This is a genomic window from Arthrobacter koreensis, assembly GCF_009193255.1.
GTDB classification, from domain to species: Bacteria; Actinomycetota; Actinomycetes; order Actinomycetales; family Micrococcaceae; genus Arthrobacter_B; species Arthrobacter_B koreensis.
The window spans coordinates 17,129-32,262 of sequence record NZ_WACG01000001.1; the positions used below are offsets into that span (position 1 = coordinate 17,129).

13 protein-coding genes and 3 tRNA genes are annotated in these 15,134 nt (G+C 65.0%); 6 read left to right on the plus strand and 10 right to left on the minus strand.

Going from position 1 to position 15,134, the window contains the following annotated elements; genetic code table 11:
* Together GD628_RS00075 and ilvD are read right to left on the minus strand one after the other, a co-directional pair.
* Positions 1–1,905, minus strand: coding sequence for an acetolactate synthase large subunit (locus GD628_RS00075; protein ID WP_152273481.1), 1,905 nt, complete (start codon positions 1,903–1,905; stop codon positions 1–3).
* A gap of 527 nt (positions 1,906–2,432) precedes the next feature.
* Positions 2,433–4,136 carry a dihydroxy-acid dehydratase gene (ilvD, locus tag GD628_RS00080; protein WP_091603649.1) on the minus strand — a complete coding sequence of 568 codons (1,704 nt, stop codon included), beginning with the start codon at positions 4,134–4,136 and terminating at the stop codon, positions 2,433–2,435.
* A 160-nt stretch (positions 4,137–4,296) separates the two neighbouring features.
* Between ilvD and GD628_RS00085 the strand changes: the two genes are divergently transcribed.
* Positions 4,297–4,737, plus strand: coding sequence for a hypothetical protein (locus tag GD628_RS00085; protein WP_091603646.1), 441 nt, complete (start codon positions 4,297–4,299; stop codon positions 4,735–4,737).
* 3 nt (positions 4,738–4,740) lie between these two features.
* Here GD628_RS00085 and GD628_RS00090 read toward each other — a convergent pair whose 3' ends face one another.
* The 3 genes from GD628_RS00090 to bcp all read right to left on the minus strand — a co-directional run bounded on the left by GD628_RS00090 (position 4,741) and on the right by bcp (position 6,377).
* Positions 4,741–5,697: a 2-hydroxyacid dehydrogenase gene (locus tag GD628_RS00090; RefSeq protein WP_152273482.1), complete on the minus strand. Its 957-nt coding sequence runs from the start codon at positions 5,695–5,697 to the stop codon at positions 4,741–4,743.
* A 74-nt stretch (positions 5,698–5,771) separates the two neighbouring features.
* Positions 5,772–5,856: transfer RNA gene (locus tag GD628_RS00095), tRNA-Leu, on the minus strand.
* 53 nt (positions 5,857–5,909) lie between these two features.
* Positions 5,910–6,377, minus strand: a complete 468-nt coding sequence (bcp, locus tag GD628_RS00100; protein ID WP_091603639.1) for a thioredoxin-dependent thiol peroxidase — start codon at positions 6,375–6,377, stop codon at positions 5,910–5,912.
* 243 nt (positions 6,378–6,620) lie between these two features.
* On the opposite strand from bcp, the gene GD628_RS00105 reads away from it, so the two are divergent.
* Together GD628_RS00105 and GD628_RS00110 are read left to right on the plus strand one after the other, a co-directional pair.
* Positions 6,621–7,031 (plus strand): MarR family winged helix-turn-helix transcriptional regulator, encoded by a 411-nt coding sequence (locus GD628_RS00105; protein WP_420837560.1) that lies wholly within the window; start codon positions 6,621–6,623, stop codon positions 7,029–7,031.
* 134 nt (positions 7,032–7,165) lie between these two features.
* The gene (locus tag GD628_RS00110; protein WP_152273484.1) at positions 7,166–8,014 is read left to right on the plus strand and encodes a DUF1206 domain-containing protein; all 849 of its coding nucleotides are present in this window, start codon (positions 7,166–7,168) and stop codon (positions 8,012–8,014) included.
* A gap of 10 nt (positions 8,015–8,024) precedes the next feature.
* Here the strand turns inward: GD628_RS00110 and GD628_RS00115 are convergent, their stop codons facing one another.
* The 4 genes from GD628_RS00115 to GD628_RS00130 form a co-directional block, all read right to left on the minus strand.
* Positions 8,025–8,285, minus strand: a complete 261-nt coding sequence (locus tag GD628_RS00115) for a hypothetical protein (RefSeq protein WP_141653651.1) — start codon at positions 8,283–8,285, stop codon at positions 8,025–8,027.
* Positions 8,286–8,469: 184 nt separating this feature from the next.
* Positions 8,470–8,542: transfer RNA gene (locus GD628_RS00120), tRNA-Lys, on the minus strand.
* A 199-nt stretch (positions 8,543–8,741) separates the two neighbouring features.
* Positions 8,742–8,814 (minus strand) — tRNA-Lys (locus GD628_RS00125).
* 120 nt (positions 8,815–8,934) lie between these two features.
* Complete coding sequence (locus GD628_RS00130) at positions 8,935–9,327, minus strand: hypothetical protein (protein WP_152273485.1); 393 nt, start codon at positions 9,325–9,327, stop codon at positions 8,935–8,937.
* A 216-nt stretch (positions 9,328–9,543) separates the two neighbouring features.
* Between GD628_RS00130 and GD628_RS00135 the strand changes: the two genes are divergently transcribed.
* The 3 genes from GD628_RS00135 (at position 9,544) to GD628_RS00145 (ending at position 13,276) form a co-directional block, all read left to right on the plus strand.
* Positions 9,544–11,238, plus strand: a complete 1,695-nt coding sequence (locus GD628_RS00135) for an ABC transporter substrate-binding protein (RefSeq protein ID WP_091603628.1) — start codon at positions 9,544–9,546, stop codon at positions 11,236–11,238.
* A gap of 95 nt (positions 11,239–11,333) precedes the next feature.
* A complete protein-coding gene (locus GD628_RS00140) occupies positions 11,334–12,338 on the plus strand; it encodes an ABC transporter permease (protein ID WP_091603625.1) in 1,005 nt (334 codons plus the stop codon).
* Positions 12,335–13,276, plus strand: a complete 942-nt coding sequence (locus tag GD628_RS00145) for an ABC transporter permease (RefSeq protein ID WP_152273486.1) — start codon at positions 12,335–12,337, stop codon at positions 13,274–13,276. The genes GD628_RS00140 and GD628_RS00145 overlap by 4 nt, the downstream gene beginning before the upstream one ends.
* A gap of 75 nt (positions 13,277–13,351) precedes the next feature.
* Here the strand turns inward: GD628_RS00145 and GD628_RS00150 are convergent, their stop codons facing one another.
* Positions 13,352–15,064, minus strand: a complete 1,713-nt coding sequence (locus tag GD628_RS00150; RefSeq protein WP_152273487.1) for an ABC transporter ATP-binding protein — start codon at positions 15,062–15,064, stop codon at positions 13,352–13,354.
* Positions 15,065–15,134 lie beyond the last annotated feature (70 nt).

The window sequence follows — 15,134 nt, forward strand, 5'->3', positions numbered from 1 at the left end:
CTACTCCTCCTCTTCCCAGGTGGGCGTCATGTTGCGGGCAATCTGGATGAGGTCGTTGCTGACTCCGGAGGGAACCATCGGCCAGACCATGGCGTCGCGGCTGACCACGAAGTCGATGACGACGGGGCGGTCATTGATAGACAGTGCCTTCTCGATTGTCGCGTCAATGTCCTCTTCGCGTTCGCAGCGCAGGCCCACGCAGCCGTAGGCATCCGCGAGCTTCACGAAGTCCGGAACCCGCACGGTGTCGTGGCCGGTGTTCAGGTCCGTGTTGGAGTAGCGGGATTCGTAGAACAGGGTCTGCCACTGGCGGACCATGCCCAGGGAGGAGTTGTTGATGATGGCTACCTTGATCGGGATGTTGTTGATCAGGCAGGTGGCCAGCTCCTGGTTGGTCATCTGGAAGCAGCCGTCGCCGTCGATCGCCCAGACCACGCGGTCCGGGTTGCCGACCTTGGCGCCCATGGCCGCCGGCACGGAGTAGCCCATGGTGCCCAGGCCGCCCGAGTTGAGCCAGGCGCGGGGACGCTCGTAGTTGATGAACTGGGCGGACCACATCTGGTGCTGGCCCACGCCTGCCACGTAGACGCCTTCCGGCCCCGTGAGCTCACCGATGCGCTTGATGACCTGCTGCGGGGCAACGTGTCCGTCTTCGGGTTCGGTCCAGCCCGTGGGATAGGTTTCCCGGATCCGGTCCAGGACCGCCCACCAGGCGGTGATGTCCGGTGAGCCGGAGGCTTCGAACTGGCTGCGGACCGCTTCGGTGAGTTCGGGGATGATTTCCTTGACCGAACCCACGATCGGCACGTCCGCGGTGCGGTTCTTGGAGATTTCCGCCGGATCGATATCTGCATGGATGACCTTGGCACCCGGTGCGAAGGAGGACAGCACGCCGGTGACGCGGTCATCGAAACGGGCCCCCAGGGTGATCAGCAGGTCCGACTGCTGCAGGGCCGTGACTGCCGAGACGGAACCGTGCATGCCCGGCATGCCAACATGCTGCTTGTGGGAGTCGGGGAACACGCCGCGGGCCATCAGCGTGGTCACCACGGGAGCGCCAACCTCTTCGGCGAGCTCCAGCAGTTCAGCCGATGCGTCTGCCTTCAGCACGCCGCCGCCAACGTAGAAGACCGGCCGCTGGGATGCGGCGATCAGGCGGGCAGCCTCGCGCACCTGCTTGGAATGGCCGCGCACCACGGTGCGGTAGCCGGGCAGGTCGATCTTCGGCGGCCAGGAGAACGTTGTGGTTGCCTGCTGCGCGTCCTTGGTGATGTCCACCAGGACGGGGCCGGGACGGCCGCTGGTCGCAATGTGGAACGCTTCGGCCAGGACCCGGGGAATCTCGTCTGCGCTGGTCACCAGGAAGGAATGCTTGGTGATCGGCATGGTGATGCCCACGATGTCCGCTTCCTGGAACGCGTCGGAACCGATCACGGCGCTGTTGACCTGGCCGGTGATGGCAACCATGGGAACCGAATCCATGTGTGCGTCCGCGATGGCGGTGACCAGGTTGGTGGCGCCGGGGCCCGACGTCGCAATGCAGACACCGGCGCGGCCGGTGACCATGGCGTAGCCTTCGGCAGCGTGGCCGGCGCCCTGTTCGTGGCGGACCAGGATGTGACGCAGCTTGGCGGAGTCCATCAGCGGGTCATAGGTCGGCAGGATCGCACCGCCTGGCAGCCCGAAGACGTCGTCGACTCCGAGCTCTTCCAGCGAACGGACGATGGCCTGCGAACCGGTCATCTCGGTGGGCGGAACTACGTTGTTGGGTCCCTGGACACGAGTGTCCACGGCTTCAGCAGGATGAACAGAAAAAGCTGCATCTTTGTGCTTGGCCGGCGCGGGGCGTGCCGGGCCGGTCTTTTGTGCCATCAGCGACGGGCTGGCTGGCGATCCCTTACTCATCGGAAACTTCCTTTGCGGATACATATCCATTTGTTCTGATGCGGCGTACCGCCCGGAGGGTAGGCCCGGAGCGGTCTCTGTGCTTTCTGAAGCCAATAAAAAAACCCCTCGTGCCTGTTGGCTCCGTAGGGGTCCGCGCGTGACGTCTTTTTCAAGTCGGGCTGTTACGCCACGCGCTTGCTAAGGACGACGGTTACGATCTGCATAAGGATCAGTGTTCCCCTCCTCCGGCAACGGTGTCAACCGGAGGCCCATCCGTCTCATTATATGGACATCCCGTCCCACCTTCTGGACCTCCCCCACGAAAGGGCCCCGCCGCCATACCCATCCCCCACCCCACCGAGATGACAGAAACGGCTCGTATGAGGCCTGTAACGAGCAGTTTCTGCTATTTCGGCGAGATGGCAGGAGTCAGGCCCGCGCTAGCGGGTCTCCAGCACCCTCCCCCTCAAGGCGGCAGGGCTTAATAAGGTTGAAACCAGGGCCCCGAGGTGCGGTGCGCTCCAGCGCCGCACCTCGGGAAGGTTTCAACCGCAGTAAGCCCCGGTGGAAGCCGAGTTGACCATCTTGGCGTACTTGGACAGGACGCCCTTGGTGAACTTGGCCGGCAGCGGCTCCCACCCGACCTTGCGGGCTTCGAGCTCTTCGGGCTCCACGAGCAGGTCGAAGGTGCGGGCTGCGATGTCCACGCGGATGCGGTCGCCGTCCTTAACAAAGGCGATGGGCCCGCCGTCGACTGCTTCCGGAGCAACGTGGCCGATGCACAGGCCGGTGGTGCCGCCGGAGAAGCGGCCGTCGGTCAGCAGGAGCACGTCCTTGCCCAGGCCTGCGCCCTTGATGGCGCCGGTGATGGCGAGCATCTCGCGCATACCGGGGCCGCCCTTGGGGCCTTCATAGCGGATGACGACGACGTCCCCGGCGTGGATTCCGCCGGCGTCGAGCGCGTCCAGGGCACCCTGCTCGCGCTCGAAGACGCGTGCGGTGCCTTCGAAGACATCGGCGTCGAAGCCTGCGGACTTTACGACGGCGCCTTCCGGTGCCAGCGAGCCCTTCAGGATGGTGATGCCGCCGGTCTTGTGGATCGGGTTGTCGATGGCACGGAGCACCTTGCCGTCGGGATCCGGCGGGTTGATGGCTTCGAGGTTCTCGGCAACGGTCTTGCCGGTGACGGTGAGGCAGTCGCCGTGCAGCAGGCCGGCGTCGAGCAGCGCGCGCATGATGACGGGCACGCCGCCGATCTTGTCGACGTCGTACATGACGTAGCGGCCGAACGGTTTGAGGTCACCCAGATGGGGAATCTTGTCGCCAATGCGGTTGAAGTCCTCGAGCGTGAGGTCAACCTCCGCTTCACGGGCGATCGCCAGCAGGTGGAGGACGGCGTTGGTGGAACCGCCGAAGGCCATGGTGACGGCTATGGCGTTCTCGAAGGCCTTCTTGGTCATGATGTCGCGTGCCGTGATGCCCTTGCGCAGCAGGTTCACGACGGCTTCGCCGGACTTGCGGGCGAATTCGTCGCGGCGCCGGTCAGCCGAGGGCGGTGCGGCCGAGCCGGGCAGGGACATGCCCAGTGCCTCGCCGATGCAGGCCATGGTGTTGGCGGTGTACATGCCGCCGCAGGCACCTTCGCCGGGGCAGATGGCCCGTTCGATGGTGTCCAGGTCCTTAAGGCTCATCTTGCCGGCGGCGCAGGCACCAACGGCTTCAAAGGCGTCAATGAGGGTGACTTCCTTCTCGGTTCCGTCTTCGAGCTTGGCGAAGCCGGGCATGATCGAGCCGGCGTAGAGGAACACGCTGGAGAGGTCGAGGCGGGCGGCAGCCATCAGCATGCCGGGCAGGGACTTGTCGCAGCCGGCCAGCAGGACCGAACCGTCCAGGCGCTCTGCCATCATCACGGTCTCGACGGAGTCGGCAATGACTTCGCGGGACACCAGGGAGAAGTGCATGCCTTCGTGGCCCATTGAAATACCGTCAGAGACGGAAATGGTGCCGAACTGCATGGGGAACCCGCCTCCGGCGTGCACCCCTTCCTTGGCACCCTGGGCCAGCCGGTTCAGGGAGAGGTTGCAGGGAGTAATTTCGTTCCAGGAACTCGCAATACCGATCTGTGGCTTGGCGAAATCGTCATCGCCCATGCCAACCGCACGGAACATGCCGCGCGCAGGCGCCGCATGGATACCGTCGGTCACGACTCGGCTGCGGGGTTTGATGTCAGGGGTGCTCTCCGTGGTCATAGCAAAATCCTATTCCTTCCGCGTCCGGGCCGGCGCATCCGGAGGCGGCGCCGGGGGCCGTGTTACGCGCGGGTTACGCGGACTGCACAGCCGAATGAACTTTGCCTGCAGCCCCGGCGCGCTTCCCCCGATGGGGGTGCGTGTCCATACACTGGGGAGCATGAGTGCGGAAACAGGACCGGAAGAAAGCCATGGCAGCGACGAACTGAAGTCCGCCCTTCGCCGCGTCTTCGACTCCCAGATGCCGAATTACGGTGACTACAACCTTGTCTGCGCCACTCCCCTGCCGGGTTCAGCGGGCTACTTTGTCCTGGGCTACCGGTGGAGTCCTCCCGAGCTGGTGTTCGCACCGTTCGAAACCGGTTCGCTGGAGGGCCTTGAACCGCCCACTGCGGTAAATACCACCAACCTTTCCCATGCCGATGAGCTGGCACCGGGAAGCTATGAGGTAGGAACCAGCACCGGAAGGGTGTTCCGTTTCGGAGTTGAAGCCGAGGCAGCACTCCCGGCCGCAGCCGGGGGCACGAACCGGGTCCTCCGCCAGCACGGTGACCGGTCCGACTTCAACTCCTTCCTGGACGTCTTCCTGGACCTGGCGTAGGCGTCAGCCGCGCTTCCAGGGTCCGGACTGGACCAGGTTTAGTGGATCTTCCCCGGCGGCCAGCCGCTGTACCTGCCGGCGCAGGAACTCCTCGATCCGTGGCGTGAACGCGTCCGAGTTCCCGCCGACGTGCGGGGTGATGATGGCATTGGCGCAGCCCCACAGGGGATGGCCGGCCGGCAGCGGTTCCGGATCCACGACGTCGAGGGCGGCGCGCAGCCTGCCCGATACGACCTCCCGGGTCAGGGCGTCCGTGTCAACCACGGGTCCGCGTGCCACGTTGACCACCAGCGCGCCGTCCGGCAGGGCGGCGAGGACCTGTTCACCGACGAGGCCGCGGGTGGATTCGTTAAGCGGCGTGATGACCACGAGGACTTCGGTATCCGCGGCCAGGCGCACCAGTTCATCCGCGCCGTGGACCCGGCCGCCGTCGTCGTTCCGGGCCGTGCTGCCCACCCGGGTGAGCCGCACTTCGAACGGCGCCAGGCGGGAGGCGATTTCCCGGCCGATTCCGCCCACACCAACGAGCGTGACCTTCCGATCCGCAAGACCGGGGTACCGGTGGGGATTCCACCGGCTCTCCTGCTGGTCCCGTACGGCCGCATCGATACCCCGCAGCGAGGCAAGCATCAGGCCGACGGCGAGCTCAGCGGTGGCGGCTGCATGGACGCCCGCGGCGCTGGCAACGGCGGCGCCGCCCGCCACCTCCGGCAGACCGTCATAGCCGGTGGTCTGGGCCTGGAGGAGAAGGAGGTTCGGCACCCGCCGCAGGCCCTGCTGCCAGCCGTTCCCGCCCGCGTAGGGAGCAACGACGGCGTCGATGTCCGCGTAGTCAACTCCCTCTGGATCCGATTCGAAGTCCCATAGCACTGCGCGCATTCCGCCGGGGAGCGGCGCGAGGGAATCAAGGAGCTGGCGGGTCGGTACGGTGATGGTGCGGACTTTTGGTTCGGCTGACATGCTTCCATAGCCTAGCGGCGCTGCCCTGACGGCAAAGAAAAACACCCCGGCCTGATGGCCGGGGTGTTTTGCCGTGGTGCGCGAGGAGGGACTTGAACCCACACGTCCGAAGACACTGGAACCTAAATCCAGCGCGTCTGCCAATTTCGCCACTCGCGCGCGGCAGCCAGGCCGGTTTCCCGGCGAAAGCCAGCCTTTAGTGTACCCGAGGTTCAGTCGAGACCGAGATCACGGCGCAGTTTGGCAACATGGCCGGTGGCTCGGACGTTGTACTGGGCGAGGGAAACCTTGCCCTCGGGATCGACAACCACGGTGGAGCGGATGAGCCCTTCGTAGGTTTTGCCGTAGTTCTTCTTCTCGCCCCAGGCGCCCCAGGCCTCGGCCACCGCGTGGTCCGGGTCGGAGAGCAGCGGGAAGTTCAGGGACTCGTCCGCGGCGAATTTCGCCAGTTTCTCCACCTTGTCCGGGGAGACGCCGAGGACGGAGTACCCCGATGCGGCAAGCGAGTTCAGGTTGTCCCGGAAATCGCACGCTTCCTTAGTGCAGCCGGGCGTTGCTGCTGCCGGGTAAAAGTAAACAATGACGCTGCGGCCGCGCAGGTCCGCCAGGGACTGGGCCGAGGAGTCCGAAGCCGTCAGGGTGAAGTCGGGCGCCTGGTCACCGGGGGTGAGTTTCGACATAAGAGACTGGGCTCCTTAGGTATCAATTGAGCAAAGGCTGTGTCACAGGACGACAGCAGGCTTGCGGTTGGTTATCCTAGACACTGGATTTGTAGGCTATCCGATCAGGCCGCGTGAATCCGCACTCGAAAGGAAGAGTTCAGTTTTATGCCGGATATGGAGCATTGGCCAACCGGTCGCCTCTTATCAACAGCTGCCCGCCTGGTTGAACATGCCTGGAATGAGCGGCTTGTTCGTATAGGAGTGACCCACGCGGGCGTCATCGCCCTTGGAGTCCTGGACAGCCAGGGACCCATGACCCAGGCGCACCTCGCGCAGCTGGTCCGCGTACAGGCACAGACGATGGGCAAAACCCTTGCGCGCCTCGAAGCGCACGGGCACGTCACGCGTGTCCGCAATGACCTGGACAAGCGCAGCCACATGGTGTCCATCACTCCCGCGGGCGTTGAGGCCCTGCATGAGGCACAGGACATCGAACGCACCCTGCTCGACGGCGGAGAGCTGCTTTCCGAGGACCTCCGCAGCCAGCTGCGCACCGTCATCCGTGAACTGGGCAATCCGCGCTGGCACATGGCAGTGGATGTGCCGGGCCTCCCGGTACCCCTGGAAGCACCGCTCGAAGTCCCGGTGGACACAACGTCCCGGACCGCGTAGCGGCCGGACAACGAGCTTATTTACGGGAGGGGCACACCATGACGGTGTGCCCCTCCCGTGTTTATGCCCCCGCACTTCGCCGGCGCTGCGACAACCCCAAACACCTGGGGTAAAGTCCGCGGAAGGAGGTGGCAGTGACGGCAGAACCAGACCGGGAAACCTCCAGCGGGGACGGCAGCGAGACGGCCGAGGTGCTGGAAGAAGCGGCCGACAGCACGGGGCTTGACGTCCTTGCGCGGTCCGGATTCGCGGTCCTTGCCCTGCTCCACATCCTGATCGGTGCGATCGCCGCCGGCATTGCCTTCGGTGGATACGGGCAGGCGGAGACCAGCGGCGCCATCGGGCCCCTTGCCCGATCCGAACCCTTCGGCCCCCTGCTGATGTGGGCAGGCTGCATCTCCTGCGCCGCACTGGCACTGTGGCAGCTCGCCGAAGCCACCGTGCGCGTGCGCCGCGCTCCCCTGAAGAAGAGACTGGCCAAGGGTGTCTCCTCCGGGTCCCTGGTCCTGATCTACGGGAGCGTCGCTGCGACGTTCGCCGCGTTCGCCGCCGGCCGGGGCCGGGACTCCGGGGACAGTACTGCGGACTTCAGCGCCGCGGTCATCGATTCACCCGCGGGCTCCCCCGCACTGGGTGCCGTGGGTGCCCTCGTCCTGGGGATTGGCGGGTACTTCGTCTTCAAGGGCTGCGCACGCCGCTTCCGTCCCGAGCTGAGGCACTTTGCCCACACCTGCCGCGGGCACCTGCTCAACGCGCTGGGCGTGGCCGGCCATGTGGGCAAGGGAATCGCTCTGGTCTTGGTGGGAATGTTGTTCATCGCCGCCGCCATCAACCACCGGGCGGAGGAGTCAACCGGGCTGGACGGCGGTCTGCAGGCCCTGCTGGACTATTCCTTTGGTGCGCCGCTGATCCTCGCGATTGCGGCCGGCCTCATCTGCTACGGCATCTTCGCGCTGGCGCGGGCGCGCTGGGGCAGGATGTGAGCCGGGACAGCTAGGTGACCGGAACTTCAACCCATTCGGGTCCGCCCCGCCATCGCACATGCATGCTTCCCGGCGGACGGTACCCGCCGTGGTGATGCAGGTGGAATTCGACACCTTCTTCCGCGGCGAGGTTCATTCCAGCAGGCAGGTCCTGGGACGTTGCCCCGGTCCGGGCGAGGTCCACCATCACCTCGTCGAGCTCTCCACCACTCGTATTGCGCAATACGTAGGTGTCCTTCGCGGGGTTCTCGATACGGACTTCACCACTCATGGCAGGCTCCCGTGACTAGCGGCAGGCTGAGTCGCTTGGACAGCGGCTCCTTACCCCCAGTGATGCTACGGGAAGCGGCCCGGCCGCCGGAAGACTCCGCGGCCGGCAGTGACGCAGCAGGGGGCAAACGAAAAGCCCCGTGCTCCCGGCCAGTGGCCGGTCCGCACGGGGCTTTCCTCAACTGTGCACCCCCCGGGACTTGAACCCGGAACCCATTGATTAAGAGTCAATTGCTCTGCCAATTGAGCTAGAGGTGCGCGGTGGTGATCCTACGGAATGAAACTCCCCGGCGATCAGCACCGGGAAAATACTTTACCACCCTTTTTGCGTCCTGCCTAAACAGGTCCGCGGCCACCCTGCGGAGCCGAAAGGCAGCGGGGCGGCAGCAGCAGATCCGCCCCGGATCATAAAAAAATCCGCCGCTCCATGAGCCGGAGCGGCGGATTTCCTCAACTGTGCACCCCCCGGGACTTGAACCCGGAACCCATTGATTAAGAGTCAATTGCTCTGCCAATTGAGCTAGAGGTGCGTGGCAGATGCTGAACGTGAACGGCGCTGGTAAAACCAGCTCTTCGCGCTCGGCAACGACATGAAACTCTACCAGCACTTTTCGCGTGGCAAAAACCAAACCCGCCAAGTGAGAGCTGATTCACAACGGGGTGCCGGGGTTCGTGGCTGCCTGGTTCGGCGGGACCATGAGCTCCCCGGGCCGGGATTGCCACTGCGGACCGTTGTGGACCACCCAGGTACGGCGCGGACCTCCGGTTCCTGCATCCAGCGAACTGACCTCCACGGTTACGGTCCCCGGTGTGCCCGGCATCCCCTGCCGCCAGTCCGGCAGGTACGGATCCTTGCGCGCACTGATGGGCACAGAGCCCGCCGGGCCAGGATCCGGGATGTCCGCCCGGCTGCCTGGTTGGACGGGGATCCTGCGCAGCCGCTCCAGGAGCGCTGCCGCTGCCGCAGCTGCCAGCCCAATCGCGGCGCCGGCTGCGAGCGCCGCCAGCCCGGGCCGTCCGCTTCCCGCCGAAGAGGTACCCACAATTCGACGCTACGGCCGGTCCTCCGCGCTGTCCACATGATCCGGGCAAAACCCTGCGCGGTGTGTAACCGAATTGTGACCCCGCTCAACACGCTTAGCGTCCCAAACCATCCCGCAGGTGCCGCTAGGCTCTGGGACTACACATGTGTTCCACAACACATCGATGCGTCCGGCCAACCGGCAGGAACGCACCTCACGCCCAGAGGAGATAGAAAAATGACCCTTGCTGGCAGATTCACTCTCAGCCGGCAGGCCCGGCGACGGGCTGCCGCCCTGACTGCCGGGCTGGCCATGAGCGCCCTGGTGCTCTCCGGCTGCGCCGAAAGCAACCGGGACGCAGCGGACGACGGCGCCACAGCCTCCGAGGTTGACGGCACTTTCGTCTTCGCCGCTTCCTCCGATCCCAAGACCCTGGATCCCGCCTTCGCCTCCGACGGCGAGTCCTTCCGCGTCAGCCGCCAGATCTTCGAAGGCCTCGTGGGCGTAGAGCCCGGCACCGCCGATCCCGCACCGCTGCTGGCCAAGTCCTGGGAGACTTCCGAGGATGCACTGACCTACACCTTCGATCTGGAGGAAGGCGTCTCCTTCCACGACGGAACGCCGTTCAACGCAGAGGCCGTCTGCGCCAACTTCGACCGCTGGTACAACTTCACCGGTATCCAGCAGGCCGAAAGCCAGGCCTATTACTACAGCAAGCTCTTCAAGGGTTTCGCTGACACCCCGGAGACCGCCACCTACGAGTCCTGCGAGGCTCCGGCCGAGAACCAGGCAGTCATTACGCTGGCCAAACCCTTCGCGGGGTTCATCGCCGCTCTCTCCCTCCCCGCCTTCTCCATGCAGAGCCCGGCGGCGATGGAAGAGTACGCAGCAAACGAAGCTTCCGGCACGGCCGAGGCTCCCACACTGACCGCCTACGCCAAGGAACACCCCACCGGCACCGGTCCCTTCAAGTTCGAAGGCTGGGAAGTCGGCAACCAGATCACGCTGTCCGCCTACGAGGACTACTGGGGCGACCAGGGCCAGGTTACGGACATCATCTTCCGCGTCATCGATGATCCGAACTCCCGCCGCCAGTCCCTGCAGTCCGGCGACATTGACGGCTATGACCTGGTGGCTCCGGCCGACACGCAGGCCCTGGCCGACGCCGGGTTCAAGGTCATCCCGCGGGATCCCTTCACCATCCTCTACCTGGGCATGAACCAGAAGGTGGAGCAGCTCGCCGATCCCCTGGTGCGCCAGGCAATCTCCCACGCAATCGACAAGGAAGCGCTGGTCAACCAGACCCTGCCTGAGGGCACCAAGGTTGCCACGCAGTTCATCCCCGACGTCGTCAACGGCTACAACGAAGACGTCACCACATACGAGTACGATCCCGAGAAGGCCAAGGAACTGCTGGCGGAAGCCGGCTACCCGGACGGCTTCACGGTGGACTTCAACTACCCCACCGGCGTCTCGCGCCCGTACATGCCGACTCCCGAGCAGGTGTTCTCCAACATCTCCGCACAGCTGGAAGAAGTGGGCATCAAGGTCAACCCGCAGCCGAGCAAGTGGTCCCCGGACTACCTCGACCGCGTCCAGGCCACTGAGGACCACGGCATCCACCTGCTCGGCTGGACCGGTGATTACAACGACACGGACAACTTCGTAGGCGTGTTCTTCGGCCAGGAGAAGCCCGAGTTCGGCTTCACTAACCAGGAGATCTTCGACCAGCTCGAGGCCGCCCGCCAGGTAAGCAGCCTGGAGGAGCAGACCCCGATGTACGAGAAGATCAACGACGACATTGCCAAGTTCGCCCCGGCCGTCCCGCTGGCACACCCGGCGCCGTCGCTCGCGTTCTCGGAGCGCGTGGATTCGTACCCCGCCTCCCCCGTGAACGACGAAGTGTTCAACCAGATCAAGCTCAACAAGTAGCGGCGAAACGGACCGGGATCCAGCTGGCGCTGGGTCCCGGTCCGTTCTGTCCTTACCTTTTCCGCAGCCGTACCCCCGGCTGAGAAAGGACGCTCGTGCTGCGAGTTATAGGCAAGCGCCTGTTAATGCTGATCCCGACCCTGATCGGCTTGTCCATCCTCCTGTTCATCTGGGTCCGCAGCCTCCCGGGCGGTCCTGCGACCGCCCTCCTGGGAGACAAGGCCACACCCGAAGCAATTGCCCGGATCAACGAGGCCTACGGTTTTGACCGTCCGCTCATCGAGCAGTACTTCACTTACGTTGGAAAACTGCTGCAGGGCGACTTCGGCGTCTCGACCGTCACCGGACGCCCGGTGCTGGAGGAGTTCGCCACCCGCTTTCCGGCCACGCTGGAACTTGCTGCCGTCGCGCTCATCTTCGCGATCGGCATCGGCATCCCGCTCGGCTACCTGGCCGCCCGGCACTACGGCCGTTTCTGGGACCATTCCTCCGTAGTGCTGTCCCTGATCGGCATTACCGTGCCCGTCTTCTTCCTTGCCTTCATCCTCAAATGGCTGTTCGCCATCCAGATCCCGCTCTTCCCTACGGACGGGCGGCAGGATCCGCGGATCAACGCCACCCATGTCACGGACTTCTACGTCCTGGACGGAATACTCACACGGGAATGGGACGCCTCCTGGGATGCCCTGATGCACCTGGTGCTTCCCGGCATTGCCCTGGGTACCATTCCGCTGGCCATCATCGTGCGCATCACGCGCGCCTCCGTCCTGGAAGTCCAGGGCGCCGACTACGTCCGTACGGCCCGGGCCAAGGGCCTGATGGAGCGCACCATCCGGAACCGGTTCGTGCTGCGCAACGCGATGCTTCCGGTTACCACGACGGTCGGCCTGCAGACGGGCCTGCTGATCTCCGGCGCAGTGCTCACGGAGACGGTGTTCGCGTTCAGCGGCGTCGGCAGGTTCCTGCGTGATGCCATCTTCAACCTGGACTATCCGGTACTGCAGGGCTTCATCATCTTTATTGCCGTGGCATATTCGCTGATCAACCTCCTGGTTGACGTTTCCTACGGCTTCATCGACCCGAGGGTGAGGGTGCAATGAGTACAGTTCTTCCACCGCCGGCCGGCGGAGCCGTCCGGCCAGACGAGCCAGCCGCTCCCGATACACGGGGAAGCGGCATGTGGCGCGATGCTTTCCGCAGGCTCCGGCGCAACCCGGCGGCAATTGCCGGTGCCGTCATTGTGGGCCTGTTCCTGCTCGTGGCCATCTTCGCCCCGATCCTTGCACCGTACGGCGGCGAGGACCTGCCCGGCCGCACCGAGATCACTCCGACGTCGATTCCCGGCCCGGGTGACATCGACGGGTATCCGCTGGGCCTGGACCGATTCGGCGGCGATGTGCTCTCCAAGCTCATCTGGGGCGCACGGGCTTCGCTGCTGATCGGCGTCATCTCCACCGCACTCGGCCTGGCCGGCGGGATGCTGCTCGGTGTCATTGCCGGCGGCTTCGGCGGCTGGGTGGATAACGTGATCATGCGGTTCGTGGACATCCTGCTCTCCGTCCCGAACCTGCTGCTGGCCGTGAGCATCGCGGCCGTGCTGGGACAGACACCCACGGCGGTGATGATCGCCATCGGGGTTTCGCAGGTGCCTATCTTCGCCCGGCTGCTGCGGTCTTCCATGATCAGCCAGCGCGGGGCGGACTATGTCCTCTCCGCGCAGGCCCTCGGCCTGAGCACCCGGACCATCACCATGAGCCATCTGCTGCCCAACAGCGTGGGCCCGGTGATTGTCCAGGCGACCCTGACCCTCGCCACGGCTGTGATCGACGCCGCTGCGCTGTCCTTCCTGGGCCTCGGCGGCGGCAGGCCGGAAAGCGCGGAATGGGGCCGCATGCTCACCTATGCGCAGAACGAACTCGCGGTGGCACCGCAGCTCGCCTTCCTGCCGGGTATTTGCATCGCCGTAACGGCCCTGGGATTCACCCTGCTGGGTGAGTCCCTGCGGGAAGCCCTCGATCCGAAAACCAGGCGCAAATAGGCCGGTAGGGCACAGCCCGGAAACGGCAAAAGGGCCCGCATCCCCAGTCTGGGATGCGGGCCCTTTCGCTGTGGGCTAGGATGCCATTTCGTCCTGGATGTTCAGCTCATTGCCCGGTATGGAGGCGAGCAGCTTGCGCGTGTACGGGTGGCGCGGGTTCTGGAAGACTTCCTCCGACGTCGCCGCCTCCACCAGTTCACCGTCCTTCATCACGCACACGTAATCCGAGATCAGCCGCACTACGGCCAGGTCATGGCTGATGAAGAGGTAGCTCAGTCCCAGGTCCCGCTGGAGGTCTCCGAGCAATTTGAGGATCTGGGCCTGCACCAGCACGTCCAGGGCCGAGACGGGCTCGTCACAGATAATCAGTTCCGGATTCAGCGCCAGCGCACGGGCGATCGCCACGCGCTGCCGCTGTCCGCCGGAGAGCTCAGCCGGATAGCGGCGCAGCATGGATGCCGGGAGGGCAACCTGTTCCATCAGCTCACGGACCCGTGCGGAGCGCTCCTGCCGGTTGCCGCGCTTGTACGTCTTCAGCGGCTCCTCAAGGATCCGTTCAATCGTGAACATCGGGTCCAGGGAGGAATACGGGTCCTGGAAAATCGGCTGGACCCGCTGGCGGAAATCACTCAACCTGCCCTTCTCAAGGGTGGCTATGTCCACGCCGTCGAACGTCATTGAACCGCTCGTCGGCTCGATGAGCTTGAGCAGCATCCGCGCGGTGGTGGTCTTGCCCGAACCGGATTCTCCGACAATTGCCACGGTGCTTCCCCGCGGAATCTCCAGGCTCACGTTCTTCACCGCATGGAAGTCCCCGGATTTGCCGCGGGTCTTGTAGACCTTGCTGAGGTCACGGATTTCAACGATGTTGTCCGGAGCCGCTTCAGGGGCCGCTGTCCCGGCGGACCGGGCCGGCGTCTCCTCGACGACGGCGAGGCGCTCCTCGGCAGGCGCCGCGAACGCTCCCGGACGGAGGCGGACGGCGGCGACGCTGGGAGCCGCGCTGACCAGCGACTTGGTGTACGGGTGCTGGGGATCCTCGAGGAGCTGGCGAGCCGGGCCCGTCTCGACGACTTCGCCGCGGTGCATGACCACCAGGTCCGAGGCGCGCTCCGCGGCCAGGCCAAGGTCGTGGGTAATAAGCAGCACGGAAGTTCCAAGTTCATCCGTCATCCGGCCAATCTGGTCCAGGATGGTGCGCTGCACCGTGACGTCCAGGGCACTGGTAGGTTCATCCGCGATCAGCAGGCGCGGGCGGCAGGCCAGGCCGATGGCAATCAGCGCCCGCTGGCGCATGCCTCCGGAGAATTCGTGGGGGTACTGCTTGGCACGTTCAGCGGCGTCGGGCAGTCCGGCCGCGGTCAGCACCTCAATGACCTTGCGGTCCACATCCCTGGACGTCGCCATGCCGTGCACCAGGAGGGTCTCGGCAACCTGCGTGCCGATCTTCGTCACGGGGTTGAGGTTGGACATGGGGTCCTGGGGGACCAGGCCGATCGAGCGGCCCCGGATGGCACGCATCTTGGACTCGGGCAGCCCCACCAGCTCCTGCCCGTCAAAACGGATACTGCCGGAGGAGACTTTTCCGTTCCCCGGCAGCAGTCCGATCACCGCCATCGCCGTCGTCGACTTACCGGAACCGGATTCGCCCACGATGGCCAGGGTTTTCCCGGCGCCGAGGCTGAACCCGGCGTTGCGTACCGCCTGCACGGGGCCATCCATGGTTTGGAAGCCAACGGCGAGATCGGTCACTTCGAGCAGCGGAGATTCAGGGCTGGTTTCAGTCATTTCCATATCCTGCCTTACCAAAGCCCTGTTGTGAGGCAACTCTCACCCGGCTTTACCGGTTTTTTATCAT

Excerpts from the sequence above, each read along its gene's own strand:
- bcp (WP_091603639.1), bottom strand. The coding sequence starts at position 6,377 with ATGTCGAAACTCACCCCCGGTGACCAGGCGCCCGACTTCACCCTGACG.
- GD628_RS00115 (WP_141653651.1), bottom strand. The coding sequence starts at position 8,285 with ATGAGTGGTGAAGTCCGTATCGAGAACCCCGCGAAGGACACCTACGTA.
- GD628_RS00135 (WP_091603628.1), top strand. The coding sequence starts at position 9,544 with ATGACCCTTGCTGGCAGATTCACTCTCAGCCGGCAGGCCCGGCGACGG.
- GD628_RS00150 (WP_152273487.1), bottom strand. The coding sequence starts at position 15,064 with ATGACTGAAACCAGCCCTGAATCTCCGCTGCTCGAAGTGACCGATCTC.
- GD628_RS00090 (WP_152273482.1), bottom strand. The coding sequence starts at position 5,697 with ATGTCAGCCGAACCAAAAGTCCGCACCATCACCGTACCGACCCGCCAG.
- GD628_RS00075 (WP_152273481.1), bottom strand. The coding sequence starts at position 1,905 with ATGAGTAAGGGATCGCCAGCCAGCCCGTCGCTGATGGCACAAAAGACC.
- GD628_RS00145 (WP_152273486.1), top strand. The coding sequence starts at position 12,335 with ATGAGTACAGTTCTTCCACCGCCGGCCGGCGGAGCCGTCCGGCCAGAC.
- ilvD (WP_091603649.1), bottom strand. The coding sequence starts at position 4,136 with ATGACCACGGAGAGCACCCCTGACATCAAACCCCGCAGCCGAGTCGTG.
- GD628_RS00085 (WP_091603646.1), top strand. The coding sequence starts at position 4,297 with ATGAGTGCGGAAACAGGACCGGAAGAAAGCCATGGCAGCGACGAACTG.